This is a genomic window from Paenibacillus sp. R14(2021) (assembly GCF_019431355.1).
Taxonomy (GTDB): domain Bacteria; phylum Bacillota; class Bacilli; order Paenibacillales; family Paenibacillaceae; genus Paenibacillus_Z.
The window spans coordinates 1,104,820-1,126,685 of sequence record NZ_CP080269.1; the positions used below are offsets into that span (position 1 = coordinate 1,104,820).

Annotated in this window: 18 protein-coding genes and 1 pseudogene; 4 read left to right on the forward strand and 15 right to left on the reverse strand. The window is 51.8% G+C overall.

Features of this window, described 5'->3' with window-relative positions:
* Positions 1-248 precede the first annotated feature (248 nt).
* The 6 genes from KXU80_RS05335 to KXU80_RS05360 all read right to left on the reverse strand — a co-directional run bounded on the left by KXU80_RS05335 (position 249) and on the right by KXU80_RS05360 (position 6,975).
* Positions 249-1,406 carry a Ger(x)C family spore germination protein gene (locus KXU80_RS05335; RefSeq protein ID WP_219837225.1) on the reverse strand — a complete coding sequence of 386 codons (1,158 nt, stop codon included), beginning with the start codon at positions 1,404-1,406 and terminating at the stop codon, positions 249-251.
* Positions 1,390-2,886 (reverse strand): spore germination protein, encoded by a 1,497-nt coding sequence (locus KXU80_RS05340; protein ID WP_219837226.1) that lies wholly within the window; start codon positions 2,884-2,886, stop codon positions 1,390-1,392. Before KXU80_RS05340 ends, KXU80_RS05335 begins: the two co-directional genes overlap by 17 nt.
* Entirely contained in the window at positions 2,883-3,986 is a 1,104-nt protein-coding gene (locus KXU80_RS05345) for an endospore germination permease (RefSeq protein WP_258171266.1), read from the reverse strand. Before KXU80_RS05345 ends, KXU80_RS05340 begins: the two co-directional genes overlap by 4 nt.
* A gap of 432 nt (positions 3,987-4,418) precedes the next feature.
* Positions 4,419-5,165: an SDR family NAD(P)-dependent oxidoreductase gene (locus tag KXU80_RS05350; RefSeq protein WP_219837227.1), complete on the reverse strand. Its 747-nt coding sequence runs from the start codon at positions 5,163-5,165 to the stop codon at positions 4,419-4,421.
* A gap of 397 nt (positions 5,166-5,562) precedes the next feature.
* Positions 5,563-6,531: a class II fructose-bisphosphatase gene (gene glpX / locus KXU80_RS05355; RefSeq protein WP_219837228.1), complete on the reverse strand. Its 969-nt coding sequence runs from the start codon at positions 6,529-6,531 to the stop codon at positions 5,563-5,565.
* A 45-nt stretch (positions 6,532-6,576) separates the two neighbouring features.
* Complete coding sequence (locus KXU80_RS05360) at positions 6,577-6,975, reverse strand: hypothetical protein (RefSeq protein WP_219837229.1); 399 nt, start codon at positions 6,973-6,975, stop codon at positions 6,577-6,579.
* Positions 6,976-7,301: 326 nt separating this feature from the next.
* On the opposite strand from KXU80_RS05360, the gene KXU80_RS05365 reads away from it, so the two are divergent.
* The gene (locus KXU80_RS05365; RefSeq protein WP_219837230.1) at positions 7,302-7,718 is read left to right on the forward strand and encodes a cupin domain-containing protein; all 417 of its coding nucleotides are present in this window, start codon (positions 7,302-7,304) and stop codon (positions 7,716-7,718) included.
* Between the two features lie 38 nt (positions 7,719-7,756).
* Here KXU80_RS05365 and KXU80_RS05370 read toward each other — a convergent pair.
* Positions 7,757-8,257, reverse strand: a pseudogene (locus KXU80_RS05370) (aldo/keto reductase); the annotation flags it as partial.
* 334 nt (positions 8,258-8,591) lie between these two features.
* Here KXU80_RS05370 and KXU80_RS05375 point away from each other — a divergent pair.
* Positions 8,592-9,068, forward strand: coding sequence for a glutathione peroxidase (locus KXU80_RS05375; protein ID WP_219837231.1), 477 nt, complete (start codon positions 8,592-8,594; stop codon positions 9,066-9,068).
* Positions 9,069-9,281: 213 nt separating this feature from the next.
* Here the strand turns inward: KXU80_RS05375 and abc-f are convergent, their stop codons facing one another.
* Complete coding sequence (abc-f, locus tag KXU80_RS05380) at positions 9,282-10,760, reverse strand: ribosomal protection-like ABC-F family protein (RefSeq protein WP_219837232.1); 1,479 nt, start codon at positions 10,758-10,760, stop codon at positions 9,282-9,284.
* A 303-nt stretch (positions 10,761-11,063) separates the two neighbouring features.
* Positions 11,064-13,028 (reverse strand): hypothetical protein, encoded by a 1,965-nt coding sequence (locus KXU80_RS05385; protein WP_219837233.1) that lies wholly within the window; start codon positions 13,026-13,028, stop codon positions 11,064-11,066.
* A gap of 251 nt (positions 13,029-13,279) precedes the next feature.
* Here KXU80_RS05385 and KXU80_RS05390 point away from each other — a divergent pair, with 251 nt between their 5' ends.
* Positions 13,280-14,041 (forward strand): SDR family oxidoreductase, encoded by a 762-nt coding sequence (locus tag KXU80_RS05390; protein ID WP_219837234.1) that lies wholly within the window; start codon positions 13,280-13,282, stop codon positions 14,039-14,041.
* 121 nt (positions 14,042-14,162) lie between these two features.
* Here KXU80_RS05390 and KXU80_RS05395 read toward each other — a convergent pair whose 3' ends face one another.
* The 6 genes from KXU80_RS05395 to KXU80_RS05420 all read right to left on the reverse strand — a co-directional run bounded on the left by KXU80_RS05395 (position 14,163) and on the right by KXU80_RS05420 (position 20,371).
* Positions 14,163-14,951, reverse strand: a complete 789-nt coding sequence (locus KXU80_RS05395) for an enoyl-CoA hydratase-related protein (RefSeq protein WP_219837235.1) — start codon at positions 14,949-14,951, stop codon at positions 14,163-14,165.
* Between the two features lie 16 nt (positions 14,952-14,967).
* Positions 14,968-16,512: an acyl-CoA carboxylase subunit beta gene (locus tag KXU80_RS05400; protein WP_219837236.1), complete on the reverse strand. Its 1,545-nt coding sequence runs from the start codon at positions 16,510-16,512 to the stop codon at positions 14,968-14,970.
* Between the two features lie 19 nt (positions 16,513-16,531).
* A complete protein-coding gene (locus KXU80_RS05405) occupies positions 16,532-17,677 on the reverse strand; it encodes an acyl-CoA dehydrogenase (RefSeq protein ID WP_219837237.1) in 1,146 nt (381 codons plus the stop codon).
* Positions 17,678-17,683: 6 nt separating this feature from the next.
* Positions 17,684-18,004, reverse strand: coding sequence for an AtuA-related protein (locus KXU80_RS05410; RefSeq protein WP_258171416.1), 321 nt, complete (start codon positions 18,002-18,004; stop codon positions 17,684-17,686).
* A gap of 12 nt (positions 18,005-18,016) precedes the next feature.
* On the reverse strand, positions 18,017-19,381 hold the full coding sequence (locus KXU80_RS05415; protein WP_219837239.1) for an acyclic terpene utilization AtuA family protein: 1,365 nt from the start codon (positions 19,379-19,381) through the stop codon (positions 18,017-18,019).
* A gap of 267 nt (positions 19,382-19,648) precedes the next feature.
* Entirely contained in the window at positions 19,649-20,371 is a 723-nt protein-coding gene (locus tag KXU80_RS05420; RefSeq protein ID WP_219837240.1) for a glycosyltransferase family 2 protein, read from the reverse strand.
* A 133-nt stretch (positions 20,372-20,504) separates the two neighbouring features.
* Here KXU80_RS05420 and KXU80_RS05425 point away from each other — a divergent pair, with 133 nt between their 5' ends.
* Positions 20,505-21,833 carry a nucleotide sugar dehydrogenase gene (locus KXU80_RS05425; protein ID WP_219837241.1) on the forward strand — a complete coding sequence of 443 codons (1,329 nt, stop codon included), beginning with the start codon at positions 20,505-20,507 and terminating at the stop codon, positions 21,831-21,833.
* The last annotated feature ends 33 nt before the right edge of the window (positions 21,834-21,866 follow it).

Below are 21,866 nucleotides of genomic sequence, written 5' to 3' on the forward strand. Positions count from 1 at the left end.
CGTCACACCGTTTCTGTTTCAATAATAAACCTAACCTCGCGTGCAATATATATTGATAACTATCTACTAGTATTAAATAATTATAAGCGATTTGAAAGCTGGTGAAAAGTGAGAAGTCCGCCCATAGAGCCCAAATAACGAACAAAACCAAAGCCTTTACCCAGCTGTTTGCAAGGGTTCAAGGCTTTGGTTGTATCCATCATTATTTTGCAATTGCAATCTGATTGGCCTAAGGGCTGCACGGTCTGCTAGTCCGGAAGCACTCTACCTTTATATTTGCCGGTATGGGTCAGCTTCACATGAACGTCAATCTTCTTTAAGGTATCTTCTTTCAAAACCAATTGGTGATGGTCGTTTAAGCGATGCCACAGCTTGGGCTGATTGCGATACATAACGCCAAACAAATTGAGCAAGTCGGTCTGCGAAGCAAACCCCTTCATATATGTCGCTCGTATTTCTTCCAGGACTACCTGCGCAGCTTGAGCTTGCATTGTAGAGACGGAAACGTTTTCCGCCATTTCCTCAACAGAGCCCTTCACCGAGATATAGAGGTTAAAGCGCGCTTCTCCTTGCTGAGCGACCATTTGAATTCGATGATGCGGTTTGGTTAAGAATAACGCCCCTGTCGGTTTTTTTGCATCGGGAATCATAACATAGACTTGTTTGGTTATCTTGTTGATCCATCTTAACCCCTTAAGATCATCCTCGGAATACCACCCCGAGAGATGCTGCTCTTTCATAGCGAAAGCGCCGTCAATTCGATACATGCCTTTTTTCATCTGGTCCTGATGCCATTCCTTATTGGAAATCGTAAGCGTCGGGAGAATGATCGTTCGCCCCTTTTCGTTTAATTGGGCAATATTTCTGTACCCGTACTGGGGCTGAATCATGGAACGCTGGGCAAACGTTTCTTCCGGCGAATCCATAAGCGAGTCCAGCGACGACAGATTAAATATCGATTTATTCGAAAGAAGCTCAAGAAATCGATCCTTCGTGCCATACAGCAGAACATTGTAGCGAACCTCAGGGTAACGGTTGATCGCGTCGTAGGCTTGTCTAAGCGCATTTTTGTTATTTAGCAGCGCTCCCGTACAAATAACCGCCTTAATATGTCCCCAATAGACGCGCAGCTGCGAAGTCTGATAAATCGATGTCAGTGCTTCCACCATCGTCTTCCCTTCTCCTCTGCCGATCCATACGGGCGTACTCTTGCCAATCTCGAGCTTCTCGCTTCGGGCTACGTTCGTGAAATTAAGGACTTGGATATACGCGATATAGCGGCCATTCTGATAATCAAGTCCAAGTGCCGTTACGTACGCCATGTTTTGAATGGTTTTGGAATCCCAGCATCCGGTTAGCATGAACAGTACTACCGCGGCGCTGCACCATTTAAGGATTGCGCTCATGAGGCTCTTCCCCTTGCTTATCGGAATCTAAGGTGTTTAGGTCACTGGGGCGCCGCTTATATTGATTTAGGGGCAGCCGAAGAACGGCTTTGACCATGTCTTTGAAGCTCGGCGGCGATAACGGCGATAGGTAAGGAACACCGAAAGAGCTTAAGCTGCACATATAGCCGATCAGCACCACGATGCTGATGATTAACCCGAACATGCCGAAGGCGGCGGAGATAAAGAAGAACACGAAGCGGATGACGATGACGGAGCCGCTCAAATTCTGACTAACTAACGTCGCGCCCGACACGGCTACGATTGCGCCAACCACGACGACGCTCGGTGATACGAATCCGGCTCGAATGGCCGCATCTCCAATCACTAGTCCGCCCACAACGGTCAGTGTTTGGCCGATGGAGCTGGGAAGGCGAAGCCCGGCTTCCCTGAAAATCTCCAGCAGCACCAGCAGAATAAACATTTCGATTTGCCCGGAGAACGGCAGGCCGAAGCGTGCCGTTGCAATGGTTGACATTAACCGAAACGGGATCTGATCCGGATGAAACGAAGTGAGCGCGACCCAGACGCCGGGTAATAAGACGGACAAGCAAAAGCTGAACGCGCGAATCAGACGAGCAAACGAAATGTATTGAAAACTGAAATAGATATCCTCCGGTGATTTCAGTAAGAGCATAAATGTGCCCGGGCCGATGAGCACCATCGGGTTGCCGTCCACGATAATGACAAACCTCCCGTTCAACAAGCTGGTGACTGCCTTGTCCGGCCGGCCGGTATAATCGAATAAAGGCAGGAGCGCATAGGGTTTATCTGCGATCATCTTCTCTAGGTGATTAATGCTCTGTAGACCATCGACATCGATTCGATTTAGTCGTTTCCGAACTTCATTCAGCACGCTTGGCGCAATGATATCCGAAAAATAAAACAAGCCTACCTTCGTTCGTGTTCTTCTTCCCAGCGTAAACGTTTCATAGCAGAGGGATTGGCTGCGGATCCGTTTTCGAATCAAGGCCGCATTAACGGCGATATCTTCCACAAAGCCGTCCTTGGGGCCATTTATTGAGATTTCCGTGCTGGATTCCTCAGGTGTCCGATCCGGACGGCGTGCGATATCCATGCGAAACAGCAGGTTTGGCTGCGTGAACAGCAGCAGGATATCACCTTGGAAGATCCACTCGGACAACTGCTCCTGCGAGGCATGAACGTCGACCGCCGATAGAGGCAGCGGAATGCACATGGTTGACAGCTGCAGCACGTCGTACAGCTTTTGCTGCCGATGCAGGCTGACCAGCTCTGGAAGAATGACTTTCGCGATCAGAGAGGCATCGCACAGACCTCCGCTGTATACGAGAATAACCTCGCCGTTTCCTCCCTCCTCCAGTCGATATTCCTGCAGCTCAACGTCCGCAGCCTGCTGGAACAAGGTCTTGAATGTCTGCTTGTTCCAACCTGTAATGGGCTCAAGTTTAGCGCCATTCATGCTGTTTCCTCCTTGAACTTCCTGGAAAATAGCGAGATCGAGATGCAAACGAGAGATACGAATAACGCTACCGTGAAGGAGGTCGGGATGTAAAACCGGTATATCCATAAATAAATCGTATATCTCTCTATGGGAATTATGGCTATCCCTATATAACTGACCGTAATGATTAGGTTATACCAGCTGCGCTGCCTCGCGCGACTAAACGGCAGAAGTTCCCCCAATAGAAATTGCGCGAAGCCGATTCGAATCATTGCACCGGTCAGCCACTGAAATACGGATAAAAAATCGACATGCTCGATATTGCTGCCCAGCTTGATCAACCGCCATTGCTCATAAGGCGGATCGGACTGTTTAGCCGCTTCGGCGATACCGAATTCGGATATTGCTCCAAATATCGGTCCAATCGTGATGTAGACCATAATCACTGCAAAAACAATGATTTTCCAGACTCGAGTTCCCGGCTTCATACGATGTTGAACAGCCACGAACATCATCAGCTCGATAAAACCGCCTCCAGCATACAGCATGCCGTGGAAGACCGGCTGCCAACCATGCTCCAGCACCGGCTTTAAGAGCGTCATATCTTTCTGCGGCATATTCGACAAAGCAACAAAAAAACCGAGAGCGATCACAATGGGAAGCAGAATACCCGCGCTGATCGCGATCATCCGTAAGCCGGACGAAGCGAAGAAATGACTGGCCAGGCAAAGAACCAAGATGATGACAAACTTAGGTGTTCCGGGCAAGTAGTCAATATTGGTCCAGACGGAGGATTGCTCGACGGTCGACAGTCCAATCAGATAGAGCTGCAAACAAATCGGCAGGACAATGATCCAAGAGACAACGATATTCGTCTTGCTTGCCAGCCACGGCTGCAGCTTCTGCTGACCGGACCGCTTCATGAACAGGACAAGCAGCGCACACCAAGGAAGCAATAAGAGTCCCGCCAACAAAACCGAAATCCATGCATCTCTTCCCGCTGCATCGAGGAGCATGGGATTGAGGATAACATGGCTCAACAGCCCGTTCATAAGCATGAAAATCATGCAGACTTGAAAAAAACTGATTTTGCCAACTGACATATCTATGCGGATCACACACCTGAACTCATTGTTGCGAATCAGTTATATTGTGCCATCTGAGTAACTATTTATACGAAATAAGAAGTAGAAGGAATCACTATCCCTCGGTCACGCCTCTTGAATGCATAAAAAAAACCGCGGTTTCCGCGGTTTCCTCCATGCTCAAGTATGATATTTATCCGTTGGCTGATTGAGTACCCATTCAAGCATCTCGATTTGAATGCGTAGAACCTCAGAATCCGTGTTCTTGAGCAGTCCTTGAAGTTGAATCAATTTGGCCTTAATTTGATCCTCGGTTCTCATGGTACGGTAGTACCCCTTTCTTATTGTGCCTGACTCGTTATTAAGAGCTGATCGTAATGAATGAAACACTTAACAGCTGTTTATGCTACTTTCTAGCATATCACGATTTGTCACATGCGGCATATGGGGTTACAGCTTGAGGCCTTAAGAGATAACAAGGCCTCCGTCGACGGCGATAATTTGTCCGGTAATCCAGCTAACTTCCGGATCCGCTACGTTCAAGATCCAAGTCGCAACATCGTCAGGTTCGCCGCGGCGGCCAAGTGGGATCATTTGACGTTCTTGTTCTTTAACCGCTTCGATTTGCTCGTTTGAAAGACCCATTCGATCCTTAAGGAATGCCGACTCCACAGGACCGGACGCGATAGCGTTCACACGAATCCCCTTGGGAGCGAATTCTAAGGCCCAACAGCGCGTCAGATGCTCGATTGCTGCTTTACTTGAGCCATAGAGAGACAAGCCCGCGGCTGCTTTACTGCCATACGTACTGGAAATATTGACGATTGCGCCTTTGGTTTTCTCAAGATGCGGAATTGCGGCAGCGGCAAGCAGCGACGGTCCAACGACATTCACGGCAAAGATATCGTGCATTGCCTTTGCATTCGCTTGTTCAAGCGGCTGAAGAACGCCTCCGCCAGCATTATTGACGATGACGTCGATGCGCCCCCAATGCGCAAGCGCTGCCGCTACAGTGAGATTTGCTGCTTCTGGATCGCTGGCATCGGCTACGAATGGTTTGATATTCGGATGGCCGGCAGCGGCTTCTTCCAGTGCTTCTAATCGGCGTCCTGTAATTAGAACGTTGGCTCCTTTCGCAGCAAATTGCCGCGCGGCTGCAAGGCCGATACCTCCGCCCCCGCCTGTGATGATAACCACTTTACCTTTATACATTCTGTACATCTCCTTCGTTACAGTTTAATATTTTGATGTTAATAATTAATTGATTAACTAAATGACAAATGGACAATAGCTTTTTGAAATACGTACTTTTACTGCGAACATCGTACTTCCCATCGATATACGTTGTTTTCTTCCTTCAATGGACTCCCCCTTAAGTTCACCAGTGAATAATTAACTACTTAACTATACAATTTGGTTCAATCGATGTCAAGATGACTTTCCCCCTATCCAGCCTTTGCGGAAGCCAAGAAAAATCTGTTATTCGCCTTAGCTTTATTCGATTTACAATCCCATCGCTAATGGCGGAACCCGATCCCTCGCCGCCGCTCTTATTAAGGAACGGCAAGGAATACACAACTCCGCCAAAGCCGGTTACACAATTGCTGCTTTATGCGCTTGTTTTCTGATGCTTGATCGGCAAATAATGAATCGATTTAATGAAACGAATTGTTCTTGTTTGCGCGCGCATGACCACGGAATGGGTCTCCGCTTGTTGGTTCGGCAAATATTTGACGCCGCCGAGAAACTCGCTGTTCGTTACTCCTGTTGCTGCGAAGATGACATCATCATCACCAACCAAATCTTCCATGGATAATACTTTATTCGGGTCAGCAAGTCCCATCGCGACGCATCGATCATACTGGGCTGGATTCTCAGGCAGCAGACGGCCCTGGAATTCACCGCCTAAGCATTTCAAGGCTGCTGCGGCCAATACGCCTTCTGGCGCACCTCCTGAGCCCAGATAGATATCTATATCCGTCTCCGACATCGCTGGTGCAATAGCGCCAGCGACATCGCCGTCCGACAAAAGCTTGATGCGCACGCCGAGCTTACGCAGCGTTTGGATCAATGTTTGATGACGTTCTCGTTCGAGCAGCATGACGGTTAACTCCGAAACCTGCTTCTGCAGGACTTCGGCGGCTTTGGCCAGCGTAACCTCGACGGGATCAAGGACGTTCAGCTTCCCTGCTAAGGCTGGACCGACGGCAAGCTTCTCCATGTACATATCCGGAGCATGGAGCAAATTGCCTTTCTTCGCGATCGCGATGACGGACAAGGCATTGTTCAAGCCGCTGGATACAAGCGTAGTCCCTTCCAAGGGATCAACGGCTACGTCTACCTCGAGACCCTGTTGGTTGCCCAGCTTCTCGCCGATATAAAGCATCGGCGCCTCATCCATCTCTCCCTCGCCGATGACGACTGTTCCTTTAATGGATACGGAGTCAAACATCGCCCGCATCGCTGAAGTAGCGGCTTCGTCCGCGCTGTTCTTATCTCCTCTGCCAATCCAAGGCGCTGATTCCAATGCAGCCTTCTCTGTTACGCGCACAAGCTCAAGGGCTAACTCACGTTCCATTGTCTCCTCCACCTTTCGTACCGTAGTCCTGTTTATGTGATCAAGTTAGGCTGCAATTCCTGACAACCATGCGACTGCGTTGTGAATCCCTTCGAATTCGTGGTGGAACAGCTTCACGGTTTCTTTGCTGTTCGTAGTCCTGTCCTCATCGCTTCCGCTGACTGATTTCGATGGGTTGACGGTAGCGGTATATTTAATGCCGGCATTCACGAGGCGCGGAAGCCATTCTTCCTCCAACCATTTCGTGTCTTCTGCTACGACTAGGATGTGGCTGCTGTCGAACAAAGCTTTCTTCGCTTTCATAATGACGGCCAGCTCAACCATTTTGTCTAACGGATCGCGGAACTCATCGCCTTTGGCAAAGGAATTCCAACGAATGACGACCGATTCTACGACTTCATCCCAAAAAATATGTGCTTTATCTGAACTGTAATAATGTCTCATGCTTCATCTCTCCTAAATTGTATTTTCATTTTGGATGCATGGTATATGTTTGAATGCATCTCGCCTAATAGACCGGCAAGGCGCTTGTTAAGTTCGTAGTAACACTATAATACGAAATGACTCCATTGAAGTAATTAATATATTTCACATTGGATATAGACGTCATCTATGCCTTAAATCAGATCAAAAAAAACCCGCACATGCAGGGCTCTAACAACGCGCGGAATGATAAGCAAGCAAGGACAACTCGTAATAAATTCATAGCGGCGAGTGGATACTATTGGTTCGTACGATGATTTTCCACAAGAAAGGAGATTCACATGATCTTGAACAAGATTTCAATCCTTGCAGCAGCAATTGTGTTGGCCGCCGGAGTCACTTATGCGCTTCAGAGAGTATCCGCCCAGCAGGAAATCAAGCGCACCGCTCTCCTGCGGCATGATCTCACGATCGACGGACGGGAGGTTCTCCAGGATCGCGTCGACTTCGGCCCGGGAGTCATCTCCCCCACGCACTCGCATCCAGGAGAGGAGATCGCCTACGTGCTTGAAGGCTCGATTAGGTATGAGCTCGAGGGGCGCCCGCCGGTGACGCTCAATGCCGGCCAGAACATCTTCATCCCAGCGGGTGCGGTCCATCGGGCAACGAACGTCGGCAGCGACAACGCCTCGGAGCTCGCTACGTACATCGTCAAGAAAGGGAAGGAACTGCTCCAGTTGCATCCGTCCAACAGTCTTCCTTAATCTCGTTCCAGCCTGTTGTTGGATTCATAACAAGTGCAAACGGCATTCAGGGCTGCTTTGTCCTCCGCGATCCGTTCAGGTCGGATCGCCCCTGGGATGACTGCCGCGACTGCTGGATTGGCAAGCGAAAACTGCAGAGCGGCCGCCTTAACGCTCACCCCGTGCCGCTTCGCGATGCTCTTGATTCGCTCAACCTTGGCGATAATTTCAGGCGAGGCGTCTTGATACTCGAAGCGGGTGCCTCCGGCGAGAATTCCCGAGCTGTACGGGCCTCCGACAACAATATCCAGTCCGAATTCAAACAGGCCTCCTTTTTCTCGCAAGTATCGAAGCGCGGGGTCTTCTAGTTCATCCAGAATTAATTGGCCGACTGTACTAAGCACATAGTCGTCGCGTTGTGCTTTGACAGCGCTTCGCCAAGTCGAATTTCAGCCAAGCCCGCAATCGTAGAATGGTGCACTGTCAAAATAACGAATGCCATGATCCCAAGCTGCATCTACGGTTGACAGCGCCTCTTCTTCCGGAATGTCGCGAAACATATTTCCAAGCGGAGCCGTTCAAAAACCCAATTTGCCATGCAATATGTTTGTTCTCATCTACACGATTTCCTCCTCAGGGTTGTATGTAGTCCTCATGAACGAATGCAGCTTCCGGCCTCCTGTACTAAATGATACCCACTTCGGTAGAATCACTTCCTGCGCGTTGGTGATTTTAAATTTATAACGCCTCGCCGCGTTTTTGACATCCATTATTTCACTTTTTTTATTGTGCAAAATATAATTGACCATAATAGTATTTGGCGATATACTCATATCATGAGTTAGGAAGTGCACAACTTAATTTTAGGCAGCATAACTGAAAGGATGATTGAACATGTCCATTTACGATTACAAAGTCAGAACCGTCAAAGGCGAATCCAAATCGCTACACGAATACGAGGGCAAAGTATTGCTGATCGTCAACACGGCGAGTAATTGTATGTTTACGCCTCAATACAAGGAACTTCAGGCGCTTTATGCCAAGTACAAGGACGAAGGCCTTGAAATTCTGGGCTTCCCGACCAACCAATTCGGCAGCGGAGAGAAAGGCCCGAATGAAGACATCCATAGCTATTGCGAAATCAATTTCGGTGTCTCCTTCCCGCTCTTTGAGAAAACCGAAGTGAATGGGAACAACGCCCATCCGTTGTTTCAACACTTGAAACAAGCCGCCCCCGGTGTGCTCGGCTCGAAGTCAATCAAATGGAACTTCACCAAGTTTCTCGTCGACCGCAGCGGAAACGTACGGAAACGGTTCGGCTCTGCCGAGAAGCCTTCGCAGATGGAAAAAGAAGTAGCCGGCCTGCTGTAAGCCAAGCCAGCGTGACTGGGCACGCCATAATAAGAGCAATCATGCAGATTCCCCTTCTGCCGATTGCCCCTTTTTGCAAAATGTACGGTTTATTTGCGGAGCTCCCCATGAGCAGCGAGCACAGGTGAAAACGTGAATACGAAAATGAGCGCCTGATACAGGCGCTCATGAGGTACATAGCTATGCTTATTCGTTCTGCCACCATTAAACCGGTTAGAGCGCAATAACCTTCGTCGCGATTCGTTTGCAAAATTCGCTGTCGTGCTCGACGAACAGAATCGTCGGTTCGTATTCGAGCAGCAGTTCCTCCAATTGGATGCGGGAGATGACGTCGATGAAATTGAGCGGTTCATCCCAAATATGCAAATGGACGCGCTCGGAGAGGCTTTTGGCAAGGAGCACCTTCTTCTTCTGACCGCCGCTGAACGCGGCCATATCCTTCTCGAATTGGACGCGGGAGAAATCGAGCTTGCGCAGAATCGACTTGAACAGACTTTCGTCAATGCCGCTGTTTCTCGCGTAATCCGTCAGATTTCCTTGCAGAAACGACGTGTCCTGCGAGACGTACGAAATCTTCAGCTGGCTTCCTCTTCGGAAGGTCCCCGTATGGCTGATATCCTCGCCGCGGATGAGCTTGATGATGCTGGATTTGCCGCTGCCGTTCCTTCCCGTGAGCGCGATGCGGTCCCCCTGCTCGATTACAAAATTAACGTCCCCGCATACGTGCTTGTCGCCGTAATAAATCGACACATGGTCAAGCTCGGTGAGCTGGTGCTTATGATAAACGAGCTGCGAGATTTTCAAGCTGTCCGCGCTTTCGATATTTTGAAGCAGCTTCGACTTGTCTTCGATCGCGGACTGCTGACGCTGCTCGATGGATTTGGAGCGTTTCATCATTTTGGCAGCCTTGTGGCCCACGTAGCCTTTATCGATCTTGGAACCGGAATTTCGCGTGCCGTTCTTCGTTTTCTCGACCTCGTGCGACCATCCGCTCGTGCGTTTGGCGGCTTCGGACAACCGTTTGATGTCCGATCGCAGCTTCTCGTTCTCGGCCAGCTCGAATTGGTCCTCCCGCTCTTTGTTCGCCCACCACTCGGAGAAATTACCCTTCCGAATCTCGATCGAAGTTTTGTTGATGGATAGAATATGGTCGACGCAGCGATCCAGGAACGCTCGATCATGAGAGACGAGGATAAAGCCGTTCTTCGACCGCAAATACTGACTGACAAGCTTACGCCCCTCCATGTCGAGATGGTTAGTCGGCTCGTCGATCAACAGAAACCGGTCTTCCTTCAGGAATAGCGCCGCAAGCAGCACCTTCGTCTGCTCGCCGTTCGATAAGGAATCGAAAGGCCGGTACATCACGTCTTCGGGCATCTTCAGCAGCGATAGCTCGCGTATCAATTCCCAATGCTCGTAATCCGCCAAAATACCGTCGATGACGTCCAGCGTTTGATCTGCCTTGTTTGCTACCTCGAACGGAAAATAATCGAAGCCCACCTTCGACGAAATCGTTCCGCCGTACGCGTATTTCCCAAGCAGCAGATTCAAAAAGGTGGTCTTGCCTCTTCCGTTCCTTCCGGTAAAGCCTAGTTTCCAGTCGGTATCCAGTTGGAAGCTTACGTTCTCGAAAATGGTATCATAGCTGCCTTCATGGGCAAACGTCAGGTTCGTTACATTAATTAATGACATGAAATATCCTCCTGCTTATAAAAAAATAAGAGCCGCAAGAAAGTTACTTCTCGCAGCTCAAATCCATATACAGCAAATCAAACCCCTCCACGGGGGTTCGATCGGGATATCCGGTTTGAGTCGATGCGATAACGGAACTTTCTTGCATAGCCAAATAAAACATGCGAAAACCTTCGTTTTCATCGTTTTATTCCCAGCAAGAAAATTCTACATTACCGCACTCAACCCCAATCCTTAAATTACGGGTATCATAACACCATTATGTCTTCAGATCAACCCAAAGCCGCTGCCCCTCAAGAATCATTATTTCGTCAGCGCTTTCCGCTTGCTCTCGCCGATCCCGTTCCAGATAACCGATGGAATCTGTTCGCGCTTGAGCCGATCGAGTATACCCGGGCCGGTCTCCGGCTTCAAATGGATATCCGACGCGTTCGGGGAGCCGACTTTGGCCTTTTCGGCGCCGGGATGTCCATGCACGTAGAAGGTTTCGTTCATGCCATTGCCCGATACGGTACAGACCACTTCGTTGGTCGGCATTTTGATTTTCAACCGCTTAACGTCACTGTATGTGATCGTATAGTAATTTTTCTCGACGAGCACGCCCAGCAGACGAACCCATTTCGAGAAGTTGCCCGCCTTGGTGACGTTATTCATCATATTGGCCTGAATCGCCTGCTCGAGCGCGCTCGCGTCCAGCCCGTTCCCCCATGCCTGCTGCTCCAGAAGCACCCTGGCCGCGTCCCATTCGGCCTTCTCGCACATAGCGAGCGCCGCGAGCAGATCCTTCGCAGTATTCGCTTTGGGCGACAGCGTGACCAGCAGCTGCATTTTGTTGACATCCGAGGACTTGTACGGCGGCGCCGCGTCCAGCAGCTTCACGATCTCATTGACCGTGTAGGTCTGAACGAGCGTGATGAGATGGCCGATGACCGCCTGATCCGTGCAGTAGGCGAAGAACTTGCCGACGCACTTGGACAAGTCCAGCAATACGGCTCCCGGCACCCCTCCGTTAAACAAGGCAAGCAGGAAAGATATATAGATTTTGTTGTCCAAGTACGGCGCCAATCCGTCCGGCTTCAACTGCTGCAGCAGCTGCCCGATTTGGGGCGGAGCGAATAGCTCGCACAGGTACAGCAGCTTGTCGATCGACAAGCTCGCGTTCAGTGCGAAGGCCTCGCCGTCTTTGCCAAGCATGACGACTTCCATGATTTGCAGCGCATCGGCGAACAAATTGGACGTCATCCCGAGAACCTTGTCGGCCTGCGGATGATACTTCGCCGCCTTGTAATACGCCGCGTATTGTTCCTTTCGCTCCTCGGTGACCTTCTCGTAACCGGGTCCGTTGACTTCCGCCCGCTTATTCACGGCATCCAGCGCGATCTCTTCCTTCTTCGGTTTGGCAAGCCGCTCCTGCTCGGCCAGAAGCAGCTTGTTGCGTTTGAAATCGGATTTTTCCTTCTTCACCTTGCGCTCTTCGGAAGCCGGTTTGTATTGTTCGTCGAATGCCTGTTTTTTCCGATCCGACTCCTCTTTATCAATCGAGAATAGCTTGCTTTGCTTGTCGAAATCCGCATATTTCTCGACTTCGGCGTCGACGCGTTCCAAGAGCTTCTCGTTAAAGTTGAACTTCTTGACTTCATCGAGCTTCTTCCGGGCAAGCGCCAAATTCTCGGCCTTCAGTACGGAGGATACCACGTATTTCAAATGGCCTTTGTTATCGCCAATCTCTTCCGCGCACGAACGAATGACGGTCATGTGTTCTTCCGTGATGACCGCCGAGCCGGCAGCTTCCTGCGCTCGTAGATACAGCTTCAGCAATTGAAGATAACGCTCGTTGCCATCGCCCGCTTCGCGTCCGGCCCATACGGCCATCTCTGTGCTTGCGCCGGGCTGCTCGAGAAACTGCATCGTCATCTCCGCCCGTTCATCGCCGGTAAATGCGCCAGGTACATCTAAGACGGCGGCTCTCACCTTGTTTAAGCCGTAGCTCTCAATTAGCTTGCGCAGAATATCGGCTTTGGCGGGATCGCCTGAAGCGAGATCAAGGCTGATCGCCCCGATCGACATCAACCCGGACCCAACGCGCTGGATCGGTTCGCCTGCAGTTTTCTTCATCATTTGCACGACGGCTTGATTGCCAACCATCCGCTGAAGCGCAAGCAAGCGGTTTTGCGAGCCAAGCTCGGCGCCGGCCTTGTGCGGCTGCGAGACCGGATGCGACGAAGCGCTATGGGTTTGACGGTTCATATGTCGTTCATTCGTGTACATCCGAAGTCCTGATCTCCCTTGTTTCCAGATCTTTCTATCATACGCGTTTCGTAATTTGGCAGCAATCCATACGACGAAAAATAAGCCTTTCTGTGGAATGAACCCTATGTAATTTTTTACTTTACTGATCGTTCTCAATATGTTAGTATGGGTTCTGTCGAAGCAATGCAAAAGCAGCTGACAAATTTTTTTGAGCTAATTAGAATGAATGTTCCCAAAACCAAAACCCAAATAAAGAGGAGAAGGATACAATGGTTAACCACGCAAATACGTTAGAAGACAAAGTTGCATTCATTACAGGCGGGAATCGGGGCATCGGCTTGGAGACAGCTCGCGAGCTGGGCAAGCTGGGTGCGACGGTCGTCATCACGTCACGCGACGCGGAGAATGGCGAGGCAGCGGCTGCTACGCTTCGTTCCGAAGGAATTAAAGCGGAAAGCTTCCAATTCGACGTCACGAATGCGAATGATCATCAAGCCGCATACGATTTCTTGACACAGCGTTACGGCAAGCTCGATATTCTGATCAATAATGCCGGCGTGCAGTTAGAAGTCGAGCATCTCTCGCCGATGAACAATACAAGCACCTTGTCGACGGAAGTGCTGCGCGAAACGTTCGATGCCAATTTCTTCAGTCTCGTTGCCTTAACACAGCAGCTGCTGCCGCTTATTCGCAAATCGACTGCGGGCAGAATCGTCAACCTGTCCAGCGTCCTTGGGTCGCTCACGCTGCATGCCAATCCGGAAGCTCGGATCTACGGCCTCAAGCTGCTGGCGTACAATGCATCCAAAACGGCGGTGAATGCATTCACGATTCATCTCGCGCATGAGCTGCGGGACACTTCGATCAAAGTCAATTCGGCGCATCCAGGCTGGGTAAGAACCGAAATCGGCGGCAAACACGCAGATTTGGATACCAGCGAAGGCAGCAAAACAAGCGTAAAGCTTGCAACCCTATCCGCTGACGGTCCGTCCGGGAAGTTCTTCTTCGAGGATAACGAGCTTCCTTGGTAATCGCATTATGAAATAACGGCAAAACGGCCGCCTGCAAGTCATCCAATGACTGCAGGCGGCCTATTCTCGCTAATCGGACATAGTTGGTAAGCATCCATCACGGAGTCAATCTCTTCATCCCCTACTCCCCGCTGAAGCGCGGCGGCCGCTTCTCGTGGAAGGCCTCCAGCGCCTCCGCTCTGTCCTTCGTCGGCAGGAGCGCTTCGTATTCTTCGGTTTCGATGGCGAGCGCCGTACGCAGATCCGTGCCTGCTCCCCGGTTAATCGCCGCTTTGGCCTGATAGACAGCCAGCGGTGCATTCGCAAGTGTCTCGTTCGCGAGCTGCAAACACATCGCATGCAGCTGCTCCCGGTCGTCTGCCAAGCCGCTCACAATTCCCCAATCATAGGCCTGTTCCGCTGTAATACGCCGGCCGGTCAGGATGAGCTCCTTCGCCCGGGCAGCGCCGATTAAACGAGGCAGCCGCTGCGTGCCGCCCGCTCCGGGGATGATGCCAAGGCTTACCTCCGTCAGTCCAAGCATCGCACCGCGAACGGCATACCGAAAGTCGCAGGACAGCGCCAGTTCAAGGCCCCCGCCGAGCGCGAGTCCGTTCATGGCGGCAATCGTCGGCTGGGGCAGCCGTGCCAGCGCGTCGAATACCGCTTTGATTTGCGCGACGCCAGCGCGGATTTGCTCCGAATTGTGCAGCGCCCGGCGTTCCTTCAAGTCGGCCCCGGCGCAGAAAGCCCTGCCTTCGCCTTCAATCACGACGGCGCGGACGCCTCGCGTGTCGCGTGAGACGGCTTCGACGATGCGATTTAGCTCCTCCAGCATCGCTACATCCAGCGCATTCAATTTGTCCGGCCGGCTCAGCTGGATTCGTCCGATGCGGCCCTGCTGTTCCCATTGCACCGTTTTCGCTGCCATCCGCCCCGCTCCTTCCTCATACCGGATACACGGGATGCTTTCGCTCCGTGAAGACGAATCGCTTCGACGAATAAGCTTCGAAGCGCTTGATTAATTCCTTGCGCAAGCCGTAGGCCGGGACGATCCCATCGATGACCATATCCGAAGCGAGCTGATACAAATCGATCGCTTGGCGGTATTCCTCCCGCTTGCCGGCCACGAATGCGGCCCGTTCTGCTTCCGGCAGCTCGGCGATTTTATTCGCGTATACCGCGTTGACCGCAGCTTCCGGCCCCATTACGGCGATTTGCGCGGATGGCAGCGCAAGGCAGCAGTCCGGCTCGAACGCGGGGCCGGCCATCGCATAGAGTCCGGCACCGTAAGCTTTGCGGACGATGACGGAAATCTTGGGCACCGTCGCTTCGGCTGCGGCCGCGATCATCTTGGCGCCGTGCCGTATGATGCCCGCCTGCTCGACCGCCGTGCCGACCATGAAGCCCGGAACGTCTGTGAGGAAGAGCAGCGGAATATGAAAAGCGTCGCAAAGGCTGATAAATTTAGCTGCTTTATCGGCGGAATCGTGGAATAGAATGCCGCCCTTGGTCCGCGGCTGGTTGGCGATGATGCCCACAGGGTTGCCCGCGAGCCGCGCCAACCCCGTGATAAGCTCCCGGGCAAACAGGTGCTTGATTTCGAAGAAGGACCCTTCGTCAATGAGTCCCTCAATGAAGGCGTACATATCGAACGGCGTATATTGGTCATCCGGAATAATCTCGCTTAGCGGACGCTCGGCATCCGCTGGAGACCGCGGCTCACGGTTTGGCGGATTCTCCTCGAAGCTGGGCGGGAAGTAGGACAAATACGTCCGCGACAGCGCAATCGCTTCCTCCTCGCTCTTCGCCAGCACGTCTCCGCAGCCGGATACGGCGCAGTGCATCCTGGCGCCGCCCAGCGCTTCCAGCGTCGCCTTCTCGCCCGTCACGATCTCAACGATGCGCGGAGAGCCGAGGTACATCGATGCATTTCCCTCCACCATGATGACGATATCGCAGAAGGCCGGAATATAAGCGCCTCCTGCCGCCGACGGCCCGAACAGGATACAGATTTGAGGTACCTTGCCCGACAGCTTCACCTCATTGTAGAAAATCCGCCCCGCACCGCGCCGTCCGGGATACATGAGCGCCTGGTCGGTAATCCGCGCCCCTGCCGAATCGACGAGATAGAGCAAGGGCACCCGCAGCTTGTCGGCGGTTTCCTGCATGCGGATGATTTTCTCGACGGTTCGCGCTCCCCAGGAGCCGGCCTTGACAGTGGAATCGTTGGCAACGACGCAGACCGTCCGTCCGTGAATCCGCCCGATTGCCGTTACGACGCCGTCCGCGGGCAGACCGTCTTCCATGCAATTGGCAAACAAGGCGTCCTCGATCTCGAAGTCCGGATCGAACAGCAGCTTAAGCCGGTCGCGGACGAAGAGCTTTCCCTGCTCGGCGTTCTTCGCATGGTATTTGGCGGCGCCACCCGCTTTGATTTCCTTGATTACCTCTTTCAGCCGGTCATTCCCAGATTGATGTTCATTCTCCATCGGACAGAACTCCTCTTTGTCAGGCATGACAGCCGATCTGAGCCGCGATGACCATCCGCTGGATTTCCGAGGTGCCTTCCCCGATTTCGAGCAGCTTCGCATCGCGCATGAACCGCTCAACCTCGTACTCCTTCATGTAGCCGTAACCGCCGTGAATTTGCACCGACTGGTCGCAGACCTTCATGCACATCTCAGTGGCGAACAGCTTGGCAATCGCGGCTTCCTTCTTGAACGGTTTGCCCTGATCCTTCAGCCACGCGGCCTTATACACCATGTTGCGGGCCACTTCGATGTTCATCGCCATATCCGCGAGCTTGAATTGAATGGCTTGGAACGATGCCAGCGCACGTCCGAATTGCTTGCGCTGCTTGGCGTAACGAAGCGCCTTGTCGCTTGCGCCCTGGGCAATGCCGACAGCCATCGCAGCAATTCCGATTCGGCCGCCGTCAAGAACGGCCAAAAACTGCTTGTAACCGTTTCCTTCCACGCCAAGCAGATTCTCCTTCGGCACGCTCACTTGCTCCAGAATCAACTCTGTCGTATCGGAAGCATGCAGTCCCATCTTCTCGTAAGGACGCCGCACCGTGAAGCCGGGCGCATCTGTCGGCACGATAAAGGCGCTGATGCCCTTCGTGCCCTTCGATCGGTCTGTGATGGCCGTCAGCGTGAGTCTCCTGGCGTAGCTTGCATTCGTAATGAAGCATTTGGAACCGTTTATAATCCAATGATCGCCGTCCAGCACCGCCGCCGTCCGGGTTCCTCCCGCATCCGAGCCGGCATCCGGTTCGGTGAGCCCGAAGGCGCCCAAGTAATCGCCTCTGCAGAGCGGAGCCAGATAGTGCTTCTTCTGCTCCTCCGTTCCGAAGAGCGCGAGCGGCGCCCCTCCCAGCGAGACATGCGCGGAATACGTAATGCCAGTCGAGGCGCATACCCTGCTAAGCTCTTCCACCGCGATGGCGAAGCTAATCGTATCCGCGCCTCCTCCCCCGTACGCTTCCGGGAAAGGCAGACCCATGAGTCCGAGCTTAGCGAGTTTCTCGAACACGTCGTTCGGGAATTGGCCAGTGCGGTCCCGATCGACCGCCCCCGGTGCAACCTCGCTGTCTGCAAACTCATGAATCAGTGCTTTAATCATCGCCTGCTCTGCCGTTAATTCGAAATTCACCCGCGATCACCCTCTGTCGTCGCCGATTTCGATTTCGAGCCGCATCAGATTCGATGCGTAGCATTTACCCAAGTTATCCATTCGCAGCGTTGCGGATCCGCCCCCGCTCAATGCTTCTTTGCAGACGAAGTTCATCGCCCTAAGATGGGGGATCAAATAGCGCACCACTTCACCGTAAATAAGTCCAGTAAAATGCGCCTTCACACGTTCGACGGTCACTTCTCTGACCAGCACCTCGAACAGGTGATCGCTAGGCGCAAACAGCGAGATATTGATGGTGTTACCTTTATCGCCGGAACGGGCTTGCACGATATGCCGAAGCTGCATAAGAGCCACCGCTTACACCTCCACCACTGTTACTTGCACCTTAACCTCGATTAGACCGCGGGGAACGAGGCAGGACCACATGCCAAGCAGCTCGCGGGGCTTCATCATGCCGAGAAAGGCGCCCATCGCAGGAGGGCCGCTCAGCATCAGCGGCGGAACGAGCCTGCCGAGCTTGGCGGCCTCTGCACTGCTCTTCGTGCGCACAGCGATTCGCACGTAAACCTCATTCAGCTCCTCCGCGGGAGGCGCGGCAAGCGGTCCATGCAGGGAGTTATAACCGATATAGTCGGTGCGGATTTCATCGGCCATCAGGCCGGTCCGCTCGATTTGTTTGCGAATGATTCGGCCTGCTGCCTGCGCTTTCGCGAGCGCATCCGGCCACGAATAGCCCCAGATGGCCTGACCGAGCCAACCGTCTGTGTAACCCATGACGATTTTGAGCGTATCGGGACGTTTCTTCCCGCGCGCGCCGGTCACCCTTACTCGGTTGCCGCCGACCGCCTCTAACTGGACCTCGGTCACGTTCAGCACGACGTCCGGCGTGACATAAGCAAATGGATCATGGATTTCGTAGAGCAGCTGCTCCTTCACGGTATCGACGGATACGAGCCCGCCGGTGCCTTCCGTCTTCGTCAATATGAACGCCCCGTCTTCGCTGACCTCGGCGATCGGAAAGCCGATGCGCTCCAGCTCTTCGACGGCCTGCCAGCTGCCGCTGAAATTGCCGCCCGCCGCCTGCCCGGAGCATTCCAGCAGATGCCCCATCAGCACCCCTTGGGCAAGTCGATGCCAATCTTTCGGCCTGATACTGAATTCGTAGATATAGGGCGCCAGAAACAGCGCCGAGTCGGTCGTCCGGCCCGTAATGACGACGTCGGCTCCCGCACGAAGCGCTTCCACGATCGGCTTCGCGCCCAGGTATGCATTAGCAAACACGATGCGGTCCCTGATGTCCGCAATCTCGCGGCCATCCTCCAGATGAGCGAGCGAGGCACCTTGCTCCCGTAGCGCGTCGATATCCGCGTACACGTCGTCGCCGGCAACGACGGCCAGCTTCAATCCGCCGAGCCCAAGCTCTTTCGCGATTCGCGCAACCTCTCGCGCAGCGCCTGCCGGATTCATGCCGCCGGCATTCGTAATGACGCGAATGCCGTTTGCTTTCGCGATCGGCAGCAGCTCCTTCATCTGCCTGCCGATATCGGCTGCATAGCCGAGTGACGGGTCGCGCTGCCTGTCTTTTTGCAGAATCGCAAGCGTGAGCTCGGCGAGGCTGTCGAAGCATAGGTACTGTACATTTCCCCTCGCTGCCGTTTCAAGGGCAGGCAGGATCGAGTCGCCGTAGAAGCCCTGACCCGCGCCGATACGAATCGTTCTCATGCGAACCTCCTTCCGATCCCACAAGTATCGTGAGGTGCCCGCAACTGTCAGAGTCGCAGCCGCGTCTTATTACCATTGTATGGCGCTTCGAAAGACGCTATTCGATGCTCCAAGCAAAACAGACTATGGCTCGGTTACTTGTGGTCAACCAGGATGTGAACCATAAAAAAGGAACCCTCGAACTGAGGGTCCTGGAAATGAATCTTTGTAATGTCCATTACCAATAGACGATTGAACCGCTGACCCGAATCGGTAGCGAAAAACTTTTTAAGGCCTGGATGATCGTTTAACGTATTTCTTGAATTTTTTCGTGCGCACAATTTGAGCATCCTGATCTGATAATAATTTCTTGTCCGATACCTTCCATGTATGAGAATATCGATTCTTCCTTCGAAAGGCCGCGAAGTTAAACCGGGACGTGGTATATACCTTAAATCCGTTTCTTAAGCATGCGGATACGAAACGTACATCCGTCCCCAATCGTGCTCTTACAAATTTGACATGCCGGAATACCCTTTTGTGATACATAATCGTAGCCCCTGCTATTTTCTTGCATTTGGTGTAAGGCGGGACCGAAGTCTTGCGATACAACAGGATGGATTTATAAGGGAAATAAAAAAAGCAAGAGCGTTTGCCGACGACATCGGCATTCGAAAGGATAAACTGTTTCATCGCTTCCGGAATATAATTTGGCGCATAGTAATCATCGTCGTCGAATTTCGCGATGTAGCGGTATCTTGCACGGGCGGTCGCGTAATTAAGGCAATCACCTAAAAATTTATTCTGGTTTTGTCTAAATATCCGTACGTTTCGATAGCGCAGCGCTTTTTTCTTGTAATGATTGATATTTAAATTGTCCTTATTAAGGACGATAATCAATTCTTTTTTCTTCCACTTTTGACGCGTATAATTTTTGAAAATTCTATCGATATGCTTCGATCGGATGGTCGATGTAACAATCGTTACGCCTCTCTTAGCGTTTTTCCCCATGCATTTTTCTCCTTTTCAAAGGAAAGTACCCCAATTAGACGAACGGCACCCGTCATTGGTCGTCAACATCTTCCATTCTTTTAAATATTTTAATAGAGAAGCAGCAAGGTGAGAGGGGTGTTTTTCAACCACGATGGAAAAGAGGAATTCAACTTTAATTGGGTATGGAAATGGGAGAGGAAAAGTCGCCATAATAGGTCTCGGATTTGTCGGATTACCGCTTGCGATTGCGTTCGTACGCAAAGGATTCGAGGTTATCGGGATCGATTTGGATGAAAAGAAAATAAAAACAATTCAAGCTGGAATGAGTTATATCCAGGATGTTTCAGAGCATGAAGTCGAACATGCGGTTTCCGGAGGCAAATTGTTTGCAACGATGGATTATTCCATTTTGTCGTCAGCTGATTCCATTGTTGTTTGCGTGCCTACCCCGTTATCTCCTGAAAACACCCCAGATCTGAAATTTTTGATTGATGTAAGCTGCAGGTTAATTCCCGTGTTAAAGCCGAACCACCTTATCGTTATCGAAAGTTCAACATTTCCCGGGACGACGAAAGAGGTTGTTCAGCCCATTTTGGAGCAAAGCGGATTCGTTATCGGCCAAGATCTGCACTTGGCTTATTCACCGGAAAGAGTCGATCCCGGAAACCGCAGCTTTCAAATGCACGAAATACCGAAGGTGGTCAGCGGGATAACCGAGCGCTGTCTGGAAAGAGTCAGCAGGCTTTACGAGCACATTTTCGATAAAATCGTAGCCGTGTCCTCGACTGAAGTCGCAGAAACGACCAAGCTGCTCGAGAACACGTATCGGCTGGTGAATCTATCATTTATCAATGAATTCGCTCAGCTATGCGATAAATTAGAGGTTGATGTATGGGAAGTGATTCATGCTGCCGCCACGAAACCATACGGATTCAGTCCTTTTTATCCCGGTCCGGGAGTCGGCGGACATTGCATACCGGTCGATCCTTTATATTTGCAATGGAAGGCAAAGCAAGTCGGTGCCTCTAGTCGATTCATCGAAATATCGCATGTCATCAATGAATCCATGCCGGAATATATCGTTGAACGGGTACTGGCACATCTGCCCACAGGTAAACCGATCTCGGCGTCCTCCGTCCTTATCTATGGGGTAACCTACAAAAAGGATACCGTCGATATCAGGGAGTCTCCAGCCATCCCTATAATTCGATTATTGCTAAAACAAGGCATAGGAGTCCGCTATCACGATCCGTATATGGATTCCATGCAATTGGATGACGAAACAATATGGAGCAGTGTCGCCTTAACGGCTGAGGAGCTCGCGAATGCGGACTGCGTTCTTATTCTCGTCGACCATTCCAGCATCCCGGCGGAGTTCATTTCGGAGCACAGCACGTTTATTTTTGATACGCGTAACAGGATAACAAGTGTAAAAGCTGGAGCCAAGCTTGTGAAGCTAGGCAATAGCGCTTCAATCTAATCTTGAAGGAGCTTCCATTCACGCATTATCGTT